This window comes from Pseudarthrobacter sp. AB1, assembly GCF_014926485.1.
In the GTDB taxonomy this organism is placed as follows: Bacteria; Actinomycetota; Actinomycetes; order Actinomycetales; family Micrococcaceae; genus Arthrobacter.
Genome location: NZ_PZKO01000002.1, coordinates 1 through 14,586 on the forward strand (window position 1 = coordinate 1; position 14,586 = coordinate 14,586).

At 67.0% G+C, this 14,586-nt stretch carries 16 protein-coding genes and 1 pseudogene; 11 read left to right on the forward strand and 6 right to left on the reverse strand.

Annotated features, from left to right (window positions below):
- The 3 genes from DAD99_RS00065 to DAD99_RS00075 form a co-directional block, all read left to right on the forward strand.
- Window positions 1-261, forward strand: a 261-nt coding sequence (locus DAD99_RS00065; protein ID WP_193339831.1) for an LPXTG cell wall anchor domain-containing protein, incomplete at its 5' end; no start/stop codon positions are given.
- A gap of 24 nt (window positions 262-285) precedes the next feature.
- Window positions 286-981, forward strand: coding sequence for a sortase domain-bontaining protein (locus tag DAD99_RS00070; RefSeq protein WP_193339832.1), 696 nt, complete (start codon window positions 286-288; stop codon window positions 979-981).
- A gap of 47 nt (window positions 982-1,028) precedes the next feature.
- Complete coding sequence (locus DAD99_RS00075) at window positions 1,029-1,679, forward strand: hypothetical protein (protein ID WP_193339833.1); 651 nt, start codon at window positions 1,029-1,031, stop codon at window positions 1,677-1,679.
- 90 nt (window positions 1,680-1,769) lie between these two features.
- Here the strand turns inward: DAD99_RS00075 and DAD99_RS00080 are convergent, their stop codons facing one another.
- Window positions 1,770-3,113 carry a glycosyltransferase 87 family protein gene (locus DAD99_RS00080; protein ID WP_193339834.1) on the reverse strand — a complete coding sequence of 448 codons (1,344 nt, stop codon included), beginning with the start codon at window positions 3,111-3,113 and terminating at the stop codon, window positions 1,770-1,772.
- Window positions 3,114-3,324: 211 nt separating this feature from the next.
- Between DAD99_RS00080 and DAD99_RS00085 the strand changes: the two genes are divergently transcribed.
- On the forward strand, window positions 3,325-4,542 hold the full coding sequence (locus DAD99_RS00085) for a molybdopterin-dependent oxidoreductase (protein ID WP_227007443.1): 1,218 nt from the start codon (window positions 3,325-3,327) through the stop codon (window positions 4,540-4,542).
- Window positions 4,542-5,054, forward strand: coding sequence for a hypothetical protein (locus DAD99_RS00090; RefSeq protein ID WP_193339835.1), 513 nt, complete (start codon window positions 4,542-4,544; stop codon window positions 5,052-5,054). The genes DAD99_RS00085 and DAD99_RS00090 overlap by 1 nt, the downstream gene beginning before the upstream one ends.
- Here the strand turns inward: DAD99_RS00090 and DAD99_RS00095 are convergent.
- From DAD99_RS00095 to DAD99_RS00105, 3 genes are read right to left on the reverse strand one after another with little or no spacing between them, the layout of a single operon-like run.
- The gene (locus DAD99_RS00095; protein ID WP_193339836.1) at window positions 5,015-5,752 is read right to left on the reverse strand and encodes a methionine biosynthesis protein MetW; all 738 of its coding nucleotides are present in this window, start codon (window positions 5,750-5,752) and stop codon (window positions 5,015-5,017) included. The two genes, DAD99_RS00090 and DAD99_RS00095, sit on opposite strands and share 40 nt — an antisense overlap.
- Entirely contained in the window at window positions 5,749-6,447 is a 699-nt protein-coding gene (locus tag DAD99_RS00100) for a DUF2064 domain-containing protein (protein ID WP_193339837.1), read from the reverse strand. Before DAD99_RS00100 ends, DAD99_RS00095 begins: the two co-directional genes overlap by 4 nt.
- Window positions 6,444-7,262: a glycosyltransferase family 2 protein gene (locus DAD99_RS00105; RefSeq protein ID WP_309233158.1), complete on the reverse strand. Its 819-nt coding sequence runs from the start codon at window positions 7,260-7,262 to the stop codon at window positions 6,444-6,446. The genes DAD99_RS00100 and DAD99_RS00105 overlap by 4 nt, the downstream gene beginning before the upstream one ends.
- 122 nt (window positions 7,263-7,384) lie before the next feature.
- Between DAD99_RS00105 and DAD99_RS00110 the strand changes: the two genes are divergently transcribed.
- Window positions 7,385-8,125 carry a response regulator transcription factor gene (locus tag DAD99_RS00110; RefSeq protein WP_193339838.1) on the forward strand — a complete coding sequence of 247 codons (741 nt, stop codon included), beginning with the start codon at window positions 7,385-7,387 and terminating at the stop codon, window positions 8,123-8,125.
- Window positions 8,118-9,257, forward strand: a complete 1,140-nt coding sequence (locus DAD99_RS00115) for a cell wall metabolism sensor histidine kinase WalK (protein ID WP_193339839.1) — start codon at window positions 8,118-8,120, stop codon at window positions 9,255-9,257. The genes DAD99_RS00110 and DAD99_RS00115 overlap by 8 nt, the downstream gene beginning before the upstream one ends.
- On the opposite strand, the gene DAD99_RS00120 is transcribed toward DAD99_RS00115, so the two are convergent.
- Together DAD99_RS00120 and DAD99_RS00125 are read right to left on the reverse strand one after the other, a co-directional pair.
- Window positions 9,254-10,321: an NAD-dependent epimerase/dehydratase family protein gene (locus DAD99_RS00120; protein ID WP_193339840.1), complete on the reverse strand. Its 1,068-nt coding sequence runs from the start codon at window positions 10,319-10,321 to the stop codon at window positions 9,254-9,256. The genes DAD99_RS00115 and DAD99_RS00120 overlap by 4 nt on opposite strands.
- Window positions 10,318-11,247, reverse strand: a complete 930-nt coding sequence (locus tag DAD99_RS00125) for an MTAP family purine nucleoside phosphorylase (protein WP_193339841.1) — start codon at window positions 11,245-11,247, stop codon at window positions 10,318-10,320. The genes DAD99_RS00120 and DAD99_RS00125 overlap by 4 nt, the downstream gene beginning before the upstream one ends.
- Window positions 11,248-11,567: 320 nt before the next feature.
- Between DAD99_RS00125 and DAD99_RS00130 the strand changes: the two genes are divergently transcribed.
- The 4 genes and pseudogenes from DAD99_RS00130 to DAD99_RS00145 form a co-directional block, all read left to right on the forward strand.
- Window positions 11,568-11,903, forward strand: a complete 336-nt coding sequence (locus DAD99_RS00130) for a metalloregulator ArsR/SmtB family transcription factor (protein WP_309233159.1) — start codon at window positions 11,568-11,570, stop codon at window positions 11,901-11,903.
- Between the two features lie 31 nt (window positions 11,904-11,934).
- Window positions 11,935-12,915, forward strand: a complete 981-nt coding sequence (locus DAD99_RS00135) for a TIGR03086 family metal-binding protein (RefSeq protein ID WP_193339843.1) — start codon at window positions 11,935-11,937, stop codon at window positions 12,913-12,915.
- Window positions 12,916-12,967: 52 nt separating this feature from the next.
- Window positions 12,968-13,303, forward strand: coding sequence for a hypothetical protein (locus DAD99_RS00140; protein WP_193339844.1), 336 nt, complete (start codon window positions 12,968-12,970; stop codon window positions 13,301-13,303).
- Between the two features lie 628 nt (window positions 13,304-13,931).
- Window positions 13,932-14,586 (forward strand): annotated as a pseudogene (locus DAD99_RS00145) (NAD(P)(+) transhydrogenase (Re/Si-specific) subunit alpha); the annotation flags it as partial.

Below are 14,586 nucleotides of genomic sequence, written 5' to 3' on the forward strand. Positions count from 1 at the left end.
CCCGCCGCGCTCAGCGCGGCCGGCCAGGCCGCCAAGTCAGACCTGGCACCGACCCTGCCGCTGGCCGCGACGTCCCCTGCCCTGTGCGGGACCTTGACGGCCGGGCAGATGAAGATGCCCGCCGGCGGCGCTGACACCGGCGTCGCCCAGGAGACAGGGAACGACGCCGGAGCCCTCGCCCTCGGCGGTGGCCTGGTCCTGGTCGCTCTCGCCGGTGGAGCCTACGCAGTGCGCCGCCGCAACGCCAACGCAGCAGCCTAAGCCCAGGCTGACCGGATCAATACTGTGAGAACCACGGACCACGGCCGCCGCGGAGGCCTCCTGGCCCCCGCGGCGGCCGGGGTTCTGCTCCTGCTGGCCCTGGCCGGCTGCGCCGCCGGAACATCGGGAACTCCCGACGCCGGCGCCCTGCCTTCGGCCTCTGCCTCGTCGTCGGTGCCGGCCAGCCCGCCGCCGTCCCCGTCCCCACCCGCCGCGCCGTCGGCGGCGGCCCCGGCGACGGCCGCCCAACAGCTTCCGGTGTTGGGTGCCTCAGCTCCGGTCACCCTGAGCATTGCCTCGATCGGGGTCCGAACCGACCTGCTCCACCTGGGCCTGCGGGAGAACGGCTCCCTGGAAGTCCCGCAGGACACCGGCAACGGCGCACCAGCGAGCTGGTACAACGGCTCACCAACGCCCGGGGAACGCGGGCCCTCCGTGATGCTGGGCCACGTCAACGCGCTCGGCGGAAACCAGGGTGTTTTCGCGGACCTCCGCAAACTCACACCCGGTACCGAGATCAACGTCTCCCGAACCGACGGCAGTACCGCCGTGTTCACCGTTGACCGCGGAGCCCTCTACAGCAAAAACGGGTTCCCCACCCTCGAGGTCTACGGCAACACCCCCGGAGCCGAACTCCGCCTGATCACCTGCGACGGCTACGACCCCGCCACCGGGCTCTTCGATGACAACTACGTCATCTACGCCAAACTCAAAGCCTGAAACAGACCTCTCCTCCGGAGCGGAAAACAATCAAGGATGGACAAAAAATGAAACACCGAGCCCACGCGCTGGCCGCCTTGGCCATCGCATCCGTGCTGCTCGCCGGCTGCGCTGCTGCGGCGGGATCGGTGGACGCGGTGTCCGCCCCGCCGTCGGACGTTTCAGCGCCGGCCTCACCGGGAACTACGCCGAGCGCAGGACATTCCGGCAGCGCCAACGGACACCATGGCGGCGCAACGGCAACGCCCGGCGCAAGCCCGGCCGGACCCAGCGACGCCGCCCTGATGGTGTGCGGGGATCAGCCGATGGACAGGCTCACCTCCATCCTTGACCTGAAGGAGGACCCGCACACCGTCAACCACTGGGCGGACAGCACCTTCACCTGCACCTACCACCTGCAGGAAGGTGCGCTGGACATTTCCGTGCAGGAAGCTGCAGACCCAGCGTCCGCACGCAAATATTTCGACGCGATGCAGGCCCTCGCAAAGGATGCCACCCCCATCAAAGGCCTGGCGAACCTGGGATTCCCCGCTTATGAAACCGCAGACGGCTCGGCCGTGTTCCAGAAGGACAACTTCGTCCTGCACGTCGATGCCTCGGACCTGCCGGATACCTCGGGCCCGGAAAGCATCAGCCGAAACGCCTTGGCCTACCAGCTCTCAACCACCATCCTCGCCTGCTGGGTAGAGCACCCATGACATAACGCATTTCTTGTTGCTGTCGCTATCGTTCGTCGTGGCGGAAACAGCCATGTGGCCGCGTTTCCAAGCCATGAAGGTCCCACCACCTCAGCCCGTGGAACGCCGTCGTCTCACGACTGTGGCAACCACAATAAGTGCGACGGCGGCGCCCAGTCCCAGCCGGGCCACCAGCTGGCCGTATGGTTCGGCGCCCGTAAAATACATCATTGCCAGCACAGGGGCGATGGCGGTGAACTCGTAGCGCCGGCTGAGGACCACGAACGGCAGGAGCAGCAAGGCGTACCAGGGGTAGCTGGGCGAGACGAGCAGCAGCGTCCCGCCGACCATGAAAACCTGCCCGTCCCACGGCCGGGCGGCGTCGGTGGTCCGCCAGACATACACGGCCAAACCCAGCAGCAGCACCAGGGCCGCCGGCGTCGCCCAGCTGGCCGGGAGCACCAGCTTCAACAGTGTGAAGCGCGGGCTGTCCTGCCCGTCGTACCCCTCCGATTTGAGGTAGGTGGGCAGATAGCCCAGTACCGTCCAGCCGCTGGCGAGGACATACGGAACGTACGCCGCGGCGAAAGTGGCAGCTGCCGCAGCGACGAAGCGGACCGGCTGGCGGTAGAGCAGTGCCGGGGCGCTGATGGCGGGAATAAGCTTGGTGGCCACCGCCGCCCCGAAGGCCATCCCGGAACCCAGCGTGCGCTGGCCCACCAGCAGCAGCGCAGCAGCCAGCGCCAACGCCGCGCCGAGGGTGTCCACGTGGGCGCCGTTGATGGCTTCGAAGGCCACCAGCGGGGACCACGCCCACCACACTGCCTGGTGTGCCGGACGGCCTGTGCGGCGCAGGAACGTCAGCAACAGCACCGTCACGGCCAGGCTCAGCAGCAGCCCGACCAGCTGAAAGGCAATGAACCCAACGTCTGCGCCGGGAATGAGCCGGACAGCGAGGAAATACAGCTCCGCCACAGCCGGATAGACAGTGGGCACGGAGGGCCGGTTGATGGCCGTGCACAGGGTGCCGCCGCCGGGAATGTTGGTGGTGGTCTCCGTACCGGACGAAAAGGGGTTGGTGTGGCAGGTTCCGTCCGGTCCGGCGTCCTGGAACAGCCATTCCGGTCGCAGCTGCCGAAGCGCCTCATCGGCCGGCACATATCGGTAAGGGCTAATTCCCGCCTTCTGGACGATGCCGTCCCAGGCGTAACGGGCGGAGTCATTGCTCGTGGCAGGCGCTGCAGAAATTGCCGCGGTGCCCAGCAGTAAGGAGCCCAGCAGCACGACGGCGGCCGCATGCCGGGCGGGCATCCGGCGCGCCATCAGGGCGGCCGGGAGAAAGAATACCCATGCCGCCAGCGCGCCAAGGGGGGACACCCACTCCGCTGACGGATCGGTGGTGACGGTCCACCAGACGGAGCCGGCCAACAATGCCACCAGAGCCAACGCCGCCATGGTGGCGCCAGCGTACCGCGGCCCGCTTCCCGCCGAACTGTTCCCCGCTGGCCCGGGAGCCCGGCCGGCCCGCGCGCGGCGGGGCGTTAATTCATTCACCCCTTGATCCTGCACCGGGCGCAGGCCCGTTGGCCATGGAACCACAGGAGCGTTCGCGTTTTGTAAGGTCTGGCCCGGGACTGGGTACGGGCCTCGGTGGTCTGATGTGAGTATGGACAGATTGACCACACTCCTCCAGCAGCGGATGGAGGCGGTGAACGGACGGTTTTCCTCCCGCTTGCGGAGCAAACGCCTGACGGTGGTGCTGGGCCGCTGGCTTGGCATGGCGTTCACGGTCTGCTTCTTGACCGGACTCTTCAGCCACCTCCTGCAGGATCCGCCCGGCTGGATGTTATTACCGACCCGTCCGGTGTGGGTGTACGCGGCTACGCAGGGCATTCACGTCACCACCGGGATAGCCTCCATCCCGCTGCTGGCAGCCAAGCTTTGGTCCGTATTTCCCGAACTGTTGCGATGGCCGCCGCTGAAATCCGTGGTGCACGCCCTGGAGCGGGCGTCGATTGCCCTCTTCGTGTCCGCCTCTCTGGTGGAAGTCACCATCGGATTGCTCAACACTTTCCAGTGGTATCCCTGGCCGTTTTCCTTCAAGGACGTCCACTACTGGCTGGGCTGGGTGATCATTGGGTCGCTGGCCTTGCACATCGCAGTCAAGCTGCCGCTCATCCGGGCGCACTGGAGCCGCCGGTCGGAGGCTTCCGCCATCGCGGGTGAGGCTGCTGAAGCACCGCCGGAGCGCGAAACGGTTCCGGCTGCCATGGCGCCTGCCACCAGGCCCGGGTGGAGCCGCAGGGGGTTCCTGGCGGCAATGACCGCCGGCACCGGCGTCGTCGTTCTGACGACGGCGGGCCAGTCGTTCGCGTGGCTGGCGGGCCTGAACCTCTTCGCACCGCGCCGGATGGACGCGGGGCCGCAGGGAGTACCGATCAACCGGACAGCGGCCCAGGCCGGTGTCGAGGGCGCTGCGCTGGCCCCCGACTGGGTGCTGACCGTGGCCTCGGGATCGGTGCAGAAGGCGTTGACGCTGTCCCAGCTGGCCGCCCTGCCCCAGCACAGCTACGGACTGCCCATCGCCTGCGTGGAGGGGTGGAGCCAAGGCGCCCAATGGCGCGGTGTCCGGATTCGGGACCTGATGGCCTTGGTAGGGGCGCCGGCGGACGCCGGTCTGCAGATTTCGAGCATGGAGAGGGGCGGCGTGTACGGGCGCTCCTTTATGCCCGCCGTGTACAGCCAGGACGACATGACCTTACTGGCGCTCGAACTCAACGGCGCGCCCCTGGACCTTGACCACGGTTATCCGGCACGGATCATAGCTCCCGGCCGGCCGGGCGTACTGCAGACCAAATGGGTCCACAGGGTGGAGGTGATCTGATGCGGCTGCCATTGATGGGTCCGCCGGTAACGGTGGAGCGCGGACCGTTTTGGTGGATGCGGGCAGCTCTGGGGGCCCTGGGCACGGCGGTCCTCGGCTATGCCGTCTTCGGATTCCTGGCCAATGTGCCGCTTGCCCAGTTGATCGGCGTGGCAGCCTGGCTTGCGGCAGCACTGGTGCTGCACGACGGCGTGCTGGTTCCCTTGACAATGCTGGCCGGCGGCGGACTGTCGCGGCTTACGTACGGGCTGCGCCCCGTCCAGCAGGGTATACTGCGCGGCGCCCTGCTGGTAGGGGCGGTGGTGACCTTGCTGGCAGCCCCGCTGATTCGCGCCCAGCAGGTGCTCCAGCCAAGCGGCCCGGGAAGCGGGGCCAACGATACAGTCCTGCAGGGGGACTATGTGCAGGCCTTGGGCATCCTCTGGCTGGTTCTGGTGGTGGCCGCTGCGGGGTTCGTGGCCGCCGTCGGACTTTACACCCGACGTTCCAGCGTCAAAAAGACCCGGCCCTGAACAGTCCGGGTGGCGACGGAGACCAGCCCCGCCCGGGCCGCGTGGGCGGCCAGCGCTTTCGCGCCGGCGCGGGCCCAGGGAAAGGCAGCGCTGGCCCGTCCGGCCGAATCCTCCAACACGGCCAGATACGCCACATCAAGGGAATCGGAGATTTCGGCCTCTGCCAACGCCTGCCCGCACGGTGCCAGCAGTGCGGCAACACGCTCCAGCAGCACCCGTATGTTCCCGCCGATGCCGATGTTCCCATCCAGCAGCAGCGCCGACGCCCAACCGCCCTCGTGCGGCACCGGGTCGAAGATGGAGCCATGAATCGCCACTGCGCCACGACTGGTGGCCGCCCGTACCGCGGGAGCGCTCGCGTCAATGCCCATTGCCACCAAGCCCAGTTCACCGGCAGCGGCAAGCATCCGGCCAGGGCCGCAGCCCACATCAAGAACCGGCCCGCGAAGGGTCCGCAGCAGCTCGCGTTCGCAGGCGGTGGCCGGTGCGGACCAGCCTTGCATGCTGAAGTGGACCGGCCCGATGGGTTCCGGGCGGGCGGATTCCGGGCGGAGGGTCAGGTGCCCCAGGCCGAGGGACAGGCTGCCTGCGTACGGCTCGTGTCCTCCTTGGCCAAACAAGGCGACCGGGATGCTGCCGCCCGTAGATTCACCGCCTGCCCAGGGGCCGGTATTGGTGGAGGCTGTCTGGGTGCTCATCGCTGGGCCGCCCCGCGGGTTGCTGCGCCGGTCGGCACCGGAACGGGCACCTTCGCCGTCGGCAGCCCCAGGGCCAGGCGGTCAACCGCGCGGGCAAACGGTGTGCCGGAACAAGCGCGGGCGGCGGCCAGGGCATCGGCAAAGTGGTCCACGTCCGTCAATGTGGGCAACAGCCCCACCGCCAGGCCAGCGCCGGCCAGCCGGGCCAACTGGTGCGCCCCGGTCTGCGGGGTGGACATTTCTATGCCCCGGACCAGGCTGCCGTAGGGCCGGTGCAGGCCCAGGGCCCAAAAGCCGCCGTCTGTTGCCGGTCCGATCCAGGCGTCGTGGCGGGGCGTCGGGGCGGACCAGTCCGCCACCAGCCTTGCGAGTGGTGCAAGGGAAAACTGGGGCGTGTCCATGCCCAGAATCAGCAGCGGGCCGGTGACCAGCGAACAGATGACCGCCAGCCGTTCGTCCAGCCGGCCGCCACCCTGGGCAACCACGTCAAAACCCGCAGCGTCCCTGCGGTGCGGCGTCCCGTCAAACACCAGCAACCGCCTGGCCGCGGGGAAGGACCGCACCGTCTCCAGCGTCTGACTGAGGCTGGTTTGGGCCAGGGCTGCGGCCTGCGCAGGCGTGAGCGGTGGCGTGAGGCGCGTCTTGGCTTTGCCTGGGATGCATTCTTTGGCGATGACCGCGATGGTGAGGGTCACGGCGTCGCTCCCCGGGCCTCGGCCGGGGGTCCGCCCGCAGTCGGTCTACCGGCGCCTGTCGCTGGCGCCCATCGCGATGCGGCGGCCAGCTGCGCCCTCATGTCCTTGAGTGCCGTCAGGGTTCCACGCATCGTGCCGGTCACCTTGGACTTGCCCAGGCGCGGCGCATAAGCGACCGGAACCTCGGCCACGCGCCATCCGTCGCGGTGGGCTTTGAGGAACATCTCCAGCGGATAACCGCTGCGCCGGTCGGTGAGGTCCAGCCCAAGCAACGCAGTTCGCCGGGCAAGGCGAAGCGGGCCCAAGTCCGTGACGGGGATTCCCGTCAACCGGCGCAGCCGCCTGCTCAGGACGATGTTGGCGAGCCGGGCATGGACCGGCCAGGCGCCGCGGGCTGGCCGCCGGGCACCCAGGACCAGATCGGCACGCCCGGCGCGCACCAGCTCCAGCATCGGGGCCAGTTGTGCAGGATCCAGCGAACCGTCGCAATCGCAGAAGGCCACAAACTCCGCCGTGGCAGCCACCAGGCCAGCATGGGCTGCCGCACCAAAGCCGCGCCGCGGTTCATGGACGACGGCGGCCCCCAGACTGGCGGCGAGCTTTCCGGAGCCATCGGTACAGCCGTTGTCCACCACTATTGCCCGGTATCCGGGCGGCAGGGCCGCCAGTACGTGGGGGAGGGCCGAAAGCTCGTTGAGGCAAGGCAGCACGACATCCACCAGCACGGCGGGTGCGCCGCCGGCGTCGTCGTCCGCCGTGCAGGGGGCGCTGGCCGTGCCGGTTCCATCGTGCGAACTGCTCTGTTTTTTCTCCACCCTTCGACCGTAGAATCCGCGGGCCCGGCGCGGCAGGTGGAAATCCTTACGGAACCGGGACGCTTGCCCTCCGGCAGCCCCCTACAGACCCAAAGTGGCGTCCACGAACCTATGCTGGGAACGTGAATAGTGTCCAGCCCGACGCGGACGCCGGGGACGTTGGCAACCGGCGCATCCTGCTCGTTGAAGACGAGGCCACCATCGCCCAGGTGGTGCACGACTATTTGGTGCTGGCTGGTTTCCAGGTGGATATGGCAGGTGACGGATTCAGTGCCCTGCACCTGGCCCGGACGCACAACCCGGACCTGATCATCCTGGACCGTATGCTGCCTGGTTTGGACGGGGCGGAAGTATGCCGGCGGATCCGGCTCACCCAGTCCATGCCCATCATCATGCTCACCGCGCTGGGCACCGAGGACGACCGCATCCTGGGCCTGGAAATGGGCGCTGATGACTACGTCACCAAGCCCTTCTCGCCCCGTGAGCTGGTGCTCCGGGTGAAGTCCGTGCTGCGCCGCAGCGTCAAGGAATTCACCCCGGAACCGCCCGTGGAGCTGGCCGGCTTTGCCCTCAACCCGGCCTCGCGCATCGTCAGATACCGCGATACGAACCTCACACTGACAGCTAGGGAATTCGATCTTCTGGCGTTCTTTTTGCGCCGCCCCAACCAGGTCTTCAGCCGCGACGTACTCATCAAGGCCGTCTGGGGCTGGGACTTTGGCGATCTCTCCACGGTGACAGTGCACGTCCGCCGGCTGCGCGAAAAAATCGAGGCCAACCCCACCACGCCCGTGCTGCTGAAAACGGTGTGGGGCGTGGGGTACAGGTTCGACGACGGCACGGAGCCGGCCAGCCATGACTAGCGGCGATCTGTTCATCATTGTCACGGTTGTGCTGTCATGGGCATTGGCCATCGGCGCCGTGACTGTGGTGCTGCAGCGACTGCTCGGCAGGACCTCCATTGTGGTGCAGATCCTGCTCGTGGTCCTGGCCACCATCGCCATCCTGGTGGCAGGGATGGTGAGCGCCTTCAACGCCATGTTCATCTCGGAGGCGGATCTTCAGGTGATGTGGTTCATCCTGGCCATCGCCTCGGTCGTTGCCACGGTGGTCGCAGTGCTCCTGGGAGTAGGGCTGGCAAGGAACACCAACCGCCTGGCCGGGGACGCGGCCAGAATCGGCCGCGGAGAGCCCCTGGCACCGCAAAGGAAAATGACCTCGGAACTGTCCGCGTTGGCCGCCGAGCTTGCTGCCACCAGCCACAAACTCGAAGAATCCAGACAACGGGAACAGGCAGTGGAGGCTGCACGGCGCGAACTGGTGGCCTGGGTTTCCCACGATCTGCGCACCCCGCTGGCCAGTATGCGCGCCATGGCCGAGGCGCTGGAGGATGGCCTTGCCGAGGATGTTTCCGGCTACCACCAGCGAATAATCGGCCAGACCGACCAGATGGCCGTGCTGGTCAATGACCTGCTCGAGCTCTCCAAGATCCAGGCCGGAACCTTGGTGCTGGACCACCGGCCCTTGGACCTGTACGACGTCGTCAGCGACGCAATTGCCGACCTCGCCCCTGTCGCGGCAGGCCGGGCCATTGCCATTAACGGCGACGCTGTCGCCCCCACCTTGGTGGCTGCCGACGGCGCGTCGTTGTCCCGGGCCATCCGCAATGTGGTCCTCAACGGCATTCTGTACAGCGCTCATGGCAGCACCGTGTCCATTGCCGTGACCTCCGCCGCCGGCGAGGCGGTAGTAGAGGTTCGAGACGGCTGCGGCGGGATCCCGGCGGAGGACCTGCCCCGGATGCTAACCGCGGGCTGGCAGAAGGACGCCGGTCGCACCAAATCGCGCTACAGCGGCGCAGGGGTTGGCCTAAGCATTGTCCACGGCATCGTGGAGGCCCACGGTGGCGCCCTGGAGGTTGCCAACGTTGAGGGTGGGTGCCGGTTTCGGTTGCGGATCCCCACCGGCCAGGAGGGTCTGGGACCGTTCGTCTAGGGCAGTCCCCCACGCAGCGGGGCGGTGGCGAACTCGCGCATGCCGTCCTCGAAACTGCGCCGTGGAGCCCAACCCAGTTCGGCTTTGGCCCGTGCAGAGCTTGCGGTGATGTGCCGGACGTCGCCCAACCGGAATTCGCCTGTGAACACAGGGGCCGGGCCGCCGCCAACAGTGCTCAGGACCCCCGCCACCTGACCAATAGTATGGACCTCCGAGGCTCCCACGTTGTAAGCCCTCATACTGCCTGCCGCCATGACCCCGCCTGCCGCCAGCGCCTCAACGGCGCACAGGTTTGCCTCCGCCACATCCGCCACGTGGATGAAGCTGCGGCGTTGGCCGCCGTCCTCGAACACCCGCGGCGCCTCCTTGCGGGCCAGGGCCGAGCGGAACAGGCTGGCCACGCCCGCATAGGGTGTGTCTTTGGGCATCCATGGCCCATAGACGTTGTGGTACCGCAGGGCGGCGGCAGTGCCTCCCGTTGTACGGGCCCACGCCGATGCCAGGTTTTCCTGGGCCAGTTTGGAGGCAGCATAGACGTTCCGCGGGTCCAGCACCGCGCCTTCGGTGACCAGTGTGGGCAGCAGGAGCTCGCGGGTGACAGGGTCCCGGGGGTCAAAGATTCCGTGTTCCATGTCCTCCGCCCGGCGCGGGTCTGGTCGCACCAGCCGGCCGGATGAGTCCGTATACGCGCCCTCGCCGTAGACCACCATGGAGGAGGCCAGCACCAGCTTGTCCCTGCCGGCCGAGGCCATGCCTGCCAGGAGTACAGCCGTGGCCAGGTCATTGTTGCGGACATAGTCCGGCGCATCGGAGAAGTCGACGCCGAGGCCCACCTTGGCGCTCTGATGGACAACGACGTCGATCCCCTCCAAAGCCGCAGCAACGGTGGATGCATCGCCAACGTCGCCCACCAGCAAGGACGCGCCGGGATTTATTGCCGGCCTGACCGGATGCACAACCGGATCCAGCGAATCCAGGGTCCGGACCTCCCAGCCGCGGGCCAGGGCGGCCTCGACGATGTGGCCGCCAATGAAACCGGCTCCGCCCGTGACCAGAATCCTCACGGCGCGCTCCTTCCAGTACCGGGGCAGACTGGGCTGGGGGCGCCCATCACGGTGGCCACGGCGTCGGCGGGCATAAGGGCCATCCGTGGGAATCCGCCGTCGTCCGCCGTTTCCACGCAGGCCAGCCCCGCGGATACCCTCCTCACCGCATCGGATAGCACGGCCAGAATCCGCGGCTGCGCGGCAGCCAGGCGGCCGAGTACAAGCTCCGCGGTTACGGGCCTGGAACCGTCATGGCCGGTGTCGGCGTCGGTGATGAACGCCAGCGCCGCGAAATGCATGTTCAGCTCCGCCGCCAGCACCGGCTCGGGGTACTGGGTCATGCTGACCAGATGCGCACCGGCCCGGACCAGGGCTGCCGACTCGGCCTTGGTGGAAAAGCGTGGCCCGTTGATGACAGCCATGGTTGCAGCCGGTGCGAAGTGTTCGCGCTGCAACTCCAGAGCGGCGATGAGTGCGGCGCGAAGCGGGACACTGTAGGGCTCGGCGGCGGGAAGGTGCTGCACGCCGGTGGGCAGCGAGCCGTCGTAGAAAGTGTCCGCCCGGCCCCAGGTCCTGTCCAGAAACTGGTCGGGTACAGCAAAGGTTCCGGTTCCGTGGCTCGGAACCAGTCCGCCCACTGCCGCGGACGAGATGACAGCCTCCACACCCATGCTCTTGAGTGCCCAGAAGTTGGCACGGTGGTTGATCTGCTGCGGGGCAATGCTGTGTCCGCGGCCGTGCCGGCTCAGGAACACGACCACCGGGCCGTCCGCACCTCCGGGACCGTCCGGTGCAGCCAGCCGGGCAACGGTGACGGGGCTGGACGGCGGGCCAAAAGGCGTCGCGGCATCCAGCGTCTCCAGCACGGCGGCGCCGGGCAGCTGGTACAGGCCGGTGCCGCCAATGATGCCGACGCGGGCCCGGGGTTCCGAGGGATAGTCCATGACCCCATCATGCCAACCCGGGCAGCAGCCGACGCGGGTCGAATCCTTACAAGTCCCGAACGAGCTGCACCGCAGTTTCCCCCTTCGGGGGCGGCCTGAATACTAGCAATATCTACAGATTGCCTCAGTCAGATTTGGTTGGCCCCGGTAATACGGTTGTAAGTTCCGTCGCGGCCGTAAAGTCCACAAACATGGTGCCCCGCAGTCCTGTTGTTGTTGGCTCAGAGCTGTACACGTGGTCCAGGAATCGACAAAGGTCGCGGGCCATTTTCGATCGTCCGGCCTTGCTTAATACGTTAGCCACAACTAACGTATTAAGTGTGTTGGATGCCTTGGAGATCGCTGCGGAGCCGAACCGGCGGCGGCTGCTGCGCCTCCTGGCACGTCAGGAGCAGTCCGTGGGGGAGTTGGCCGCCCACTTCACAGTCAGCCGCTCGGCTGTCTCCCAGCACCTGCTGCTACTGGAACAGGCAGGCCTGGTAATTGCGCGCAAGGAAGGGCGGAACAGGTATTACCGGCTCGATCCCGAGGGCATGGGCCGTCTCCGTGGGCTGGTCGAGCAGTTCTGGACCGACGAGCTGGATCTGCTGGCCGCGGACGCGGCAACATTGGCAGCAGGCCGGCACGGTCCAGGCAAGTCTGCACCACCCCGCTAGGTACTTCGCTCCAAGACAAAGGACCGCTCTCATGAGCTTCGACAAAACCATCCACCTGCCCGTCGACGCCGACGAAGCTTTCGCCCTGATCACGCAGCCGGAACGCCTGCGCCGCTGGAAGACGGTGGCCGCCCGTGTGGACCTTCGCGTAGGCGGCGAATACCGCTGGACCATCATCCCTGGCCACCACGCCGCCGGCACGTTCCAGGAAATCGAGCCGGGCAAGCGCATCGTGTTCACCTGGGGCTGGGAGTCGGCCACGGACCTGCCGCCGGGAGCGTCCACGGTCACCATTACGCTGGAGCCCGTCGACGGCGGCACGTCGCTTCGCCTGGTGCATGAGGGCCTTACGCCCGAGCAGTCCACGGCACACGCCGAGGGGTGGAACCACTTCCTGGGACGTCTGGTCGCGGAGGCGTCGTCAGATTCGGGTGCCGGCCCGGACGAATGGTCGGCCGCGCCGGACCCCATCGACCACCTCATCTCCGCCGACGCGTCGCTGGCAGTCCTGCTGGGTGTCCTGCGGAAGCTCACCCCGGAAGACCGTGAGAAGCCGACGCCGTGCGAGGACTTCACTGCCCATGAACTCCTTGAGCACCTGGCCGGGTCGCTGAAGAACATCGGCACTGCCTTGGGCGCCGACGTCACGGACCGCGCCGATGCGGCTCCCGAGGTCCGCATCGCCGAACTCGCTCAGCCCACGCTGGAAGCGTTCGCCCGCCGCGGCGTCGACGGCACCATCGACATGGGGTTCGCCGAACTCCCCGCCACCACCGTGGCCAGCATCCTGAACCTGGAGCTGATGGTCCATGCGTGGGACTTCGCGAAGGCGAGTGGCCAGGACCTGGCCGTGTCCGACGTCGTCACGGACTACGTGGAGGGCCTTGCCCTGGTGACAATCTCCGAGCAGGTCCGCTCCGGCGGCAGCTTCGCGCCGGCCCAGCCTGTCGCGGAGACCGCAGGCAGCCTTGAACGCCTCATTGCGTTTACCGGCCGGACCGTCACCGTCTGACCGTTTCGCCCCGCAACAATAAAAACAACAAGCACGAAAGAAGGAACGAAAAATGTCCAAGTTTCTCTTTATCTATCACTCTCCGATGACACCCGCCGAGGCCGCGCCGCCGGCGCCGGAAGACATGGAAGCTGCTATGGGGGAGTGGAACGCCTGGGGTGCCAAAGTGGGCGACGGGCTGATCGACTTCGGAACCCCTTTGGCCAACGGCGTCCGCGTTTCGCCGGGTGGAGCCACAGCGCCGAGCCAGCTCGAGGTCTCCGGATATAGCCTCATCGAAGCCGAGACTTCTGAGGCAGCCCTGGAACTCGCCAAGCAGCACCCGCACCTGAATATGCCGGGCAGCGAAATCGAGGTCCACGAGGCTCAGCAGATTCCCGGAATGTAGCTGGGGACCTTCTCGTCATATCCTGCCGGGGTCGCCGCGCCATCAGGGCGGCGGCCCCGGCACCCCTCTGAATCAGGAATTCCCATGCCGCGCGGAAACCAGCCCGGCCTCCGGACGCAACCGGTTCAAATCCCTGGCCGAGCACAGTCACCTCACCTTCCGGGCGGGAACGTCGGCCCTCGGGTCCACAAACGGACCTGCGTTGGTTTCTGGAAGTCGAATTGCCGAGTTTTTGACAGTACGCGAATAAATCAACTTCTTTCCATGGATTTCTCTGGAAAACCTCTTGGAAGTGCTGAAAAGTAGTGTCCAAGGAAAGATTTACCGCATCGGGACAGCCGGTCGGGACTGCAGCGAGGCATTCCGGCAGCGTGTGGTGGCCTGACTCTGGTTCGAGTTTGGTCCGTTCCATGGCTCCGCACGCGGAGTCTCGGTGCTGAGAATTACTGCCCTCAAGTCAGCGCCAGCCATCGCAGGGCCGCGAGACGGGTCCTCCGGGACCGCGGCCCCGTAACCCGAGATGCCCGACGGTCAACGTCTGCAGGCCCCCGGGGATTATTCACAAGTCGGCACGCCCGGGCGGCGGATTCCCCGTCCCGGGCATATTCATGATGAAAGAGAGCAGTAAATGACGCGTATTGGGATCGTGGCCGAGTTGGGCCGAGAGACGAGGGTGGCGGCGACGCCCACCACGGTGAAGCAGTTATTGGATTTGGGCTATGCGGTTGTGGTCGAGAAGGGTGCGGGGGAGTCCGCTTCCTTCAGGGACGAGGACTACGCTGCGGCGGGTGCCCTGATTGTTGGGGCCGACGAGGCGTGGGGGTCTGAGGTGGTGCTGCGGATCAATCCGCCCACTGAGGATGAGATCGGCCGTTTGGCCGTGGGTGCGACGTTGATCGGTTCGCTGAGCCCGGGGCTACGGCCGGAGCTGGTGGAGGCTTTGGCGGCGCGGCCGATCACGGCGTTGGCGCTGGATGCGGTGCCTAGGATTTCGCGGGCGCAGTCGATGGATGTGCTCAGTTCGATGGCGAACATTGCCGGGTACCGGGCAGTGATTGAAGCGGCGCATGAGTTTGGCAGGTTTTTCACGGGCCAGGTGACGGCGGCGGGCAAGGTTCCGCCGGCGAAGGTGCTGGTTGCCGGTGCTGGTGTGGCGGGTTTGGCGGCGATCGGGGCGGCGTCCAGCCTGGGTGCGATTGTGCGTGCGACGGATCCGCGGCCTGAGGTCGCTGATCAGGTGAAGTCCATTGGCGGGACGTACCTCAAGGTTGAGGTCTCCGAGG

Excerpts from the sequence above, each read along its gene's own strand:
- DAD99_RS00095 (WP_193339836.1), bottom strand. The coding sequence starts at position 5,752 with ATGAGCACCCAGACAGCCTCCACCAATACCGGCCCCTGGGCAGGCGGT.
- DAD99_RS00115 (WP_193339839.1), top strand. The coding sequence starts at position 8,118 with ATGACTAGCGGCGATCTGTTCATCATTGTCACGGTTGTGCTGTCATGG.
- DAD99_RS00080 (WP_193339834.1), bottom strand. The coding sequence starts at position 3,113 with ATGGCGGCGTTGGCTCTGGTGGCATTGTTGGCCGGCTCCGTCTGGTGG.
- DAD99_RS00085 (WP_227007443.1), top strand. The coding sequence starts at position 3,325 with ATGGACAGATTGACCACACTCCTCCAGCAGCGGATGGAGGCGGTGAAC.
- DAD99_RS00090 (WP_193339835.1), top strand. The coding sequence starts at position 4,542 with ATGCGGCTGCCATTGATGGGTCCGCCGGTAACGGTGGAGCGCGGACCG.
- DAD99_RS00140 (WP_193339844.1), top strand. The coding sequence starts at position 12,968 with ATGTCCAAGTTTCTCTTTATCTATCACTCTCCGATGACACCCGCCGAG.
- DAD99_RS00135 (WP_193339843.1), top strand. The coding sequence starts at position 11,935 with ATGAGCTTCGACAAAACCATCCACCTGCCCGTCGACGCCGACGAAGCT.
- DAD99_RS00125 (WP_193339841.1), bottom strand. The coding sequence starts at position 11,247 with ATGGACTATCCCTCGGAACCCCGGGCCCGCGTCGGCATCATTGGCGGC.
- DAD99_RS00075 (WP_193339833.1), top strand. The coding sequence starts at position 1,029 with ATGAAACACCGAGCCCACGCGCTGGCCGCCTTGGCCATCGCATCCGTG.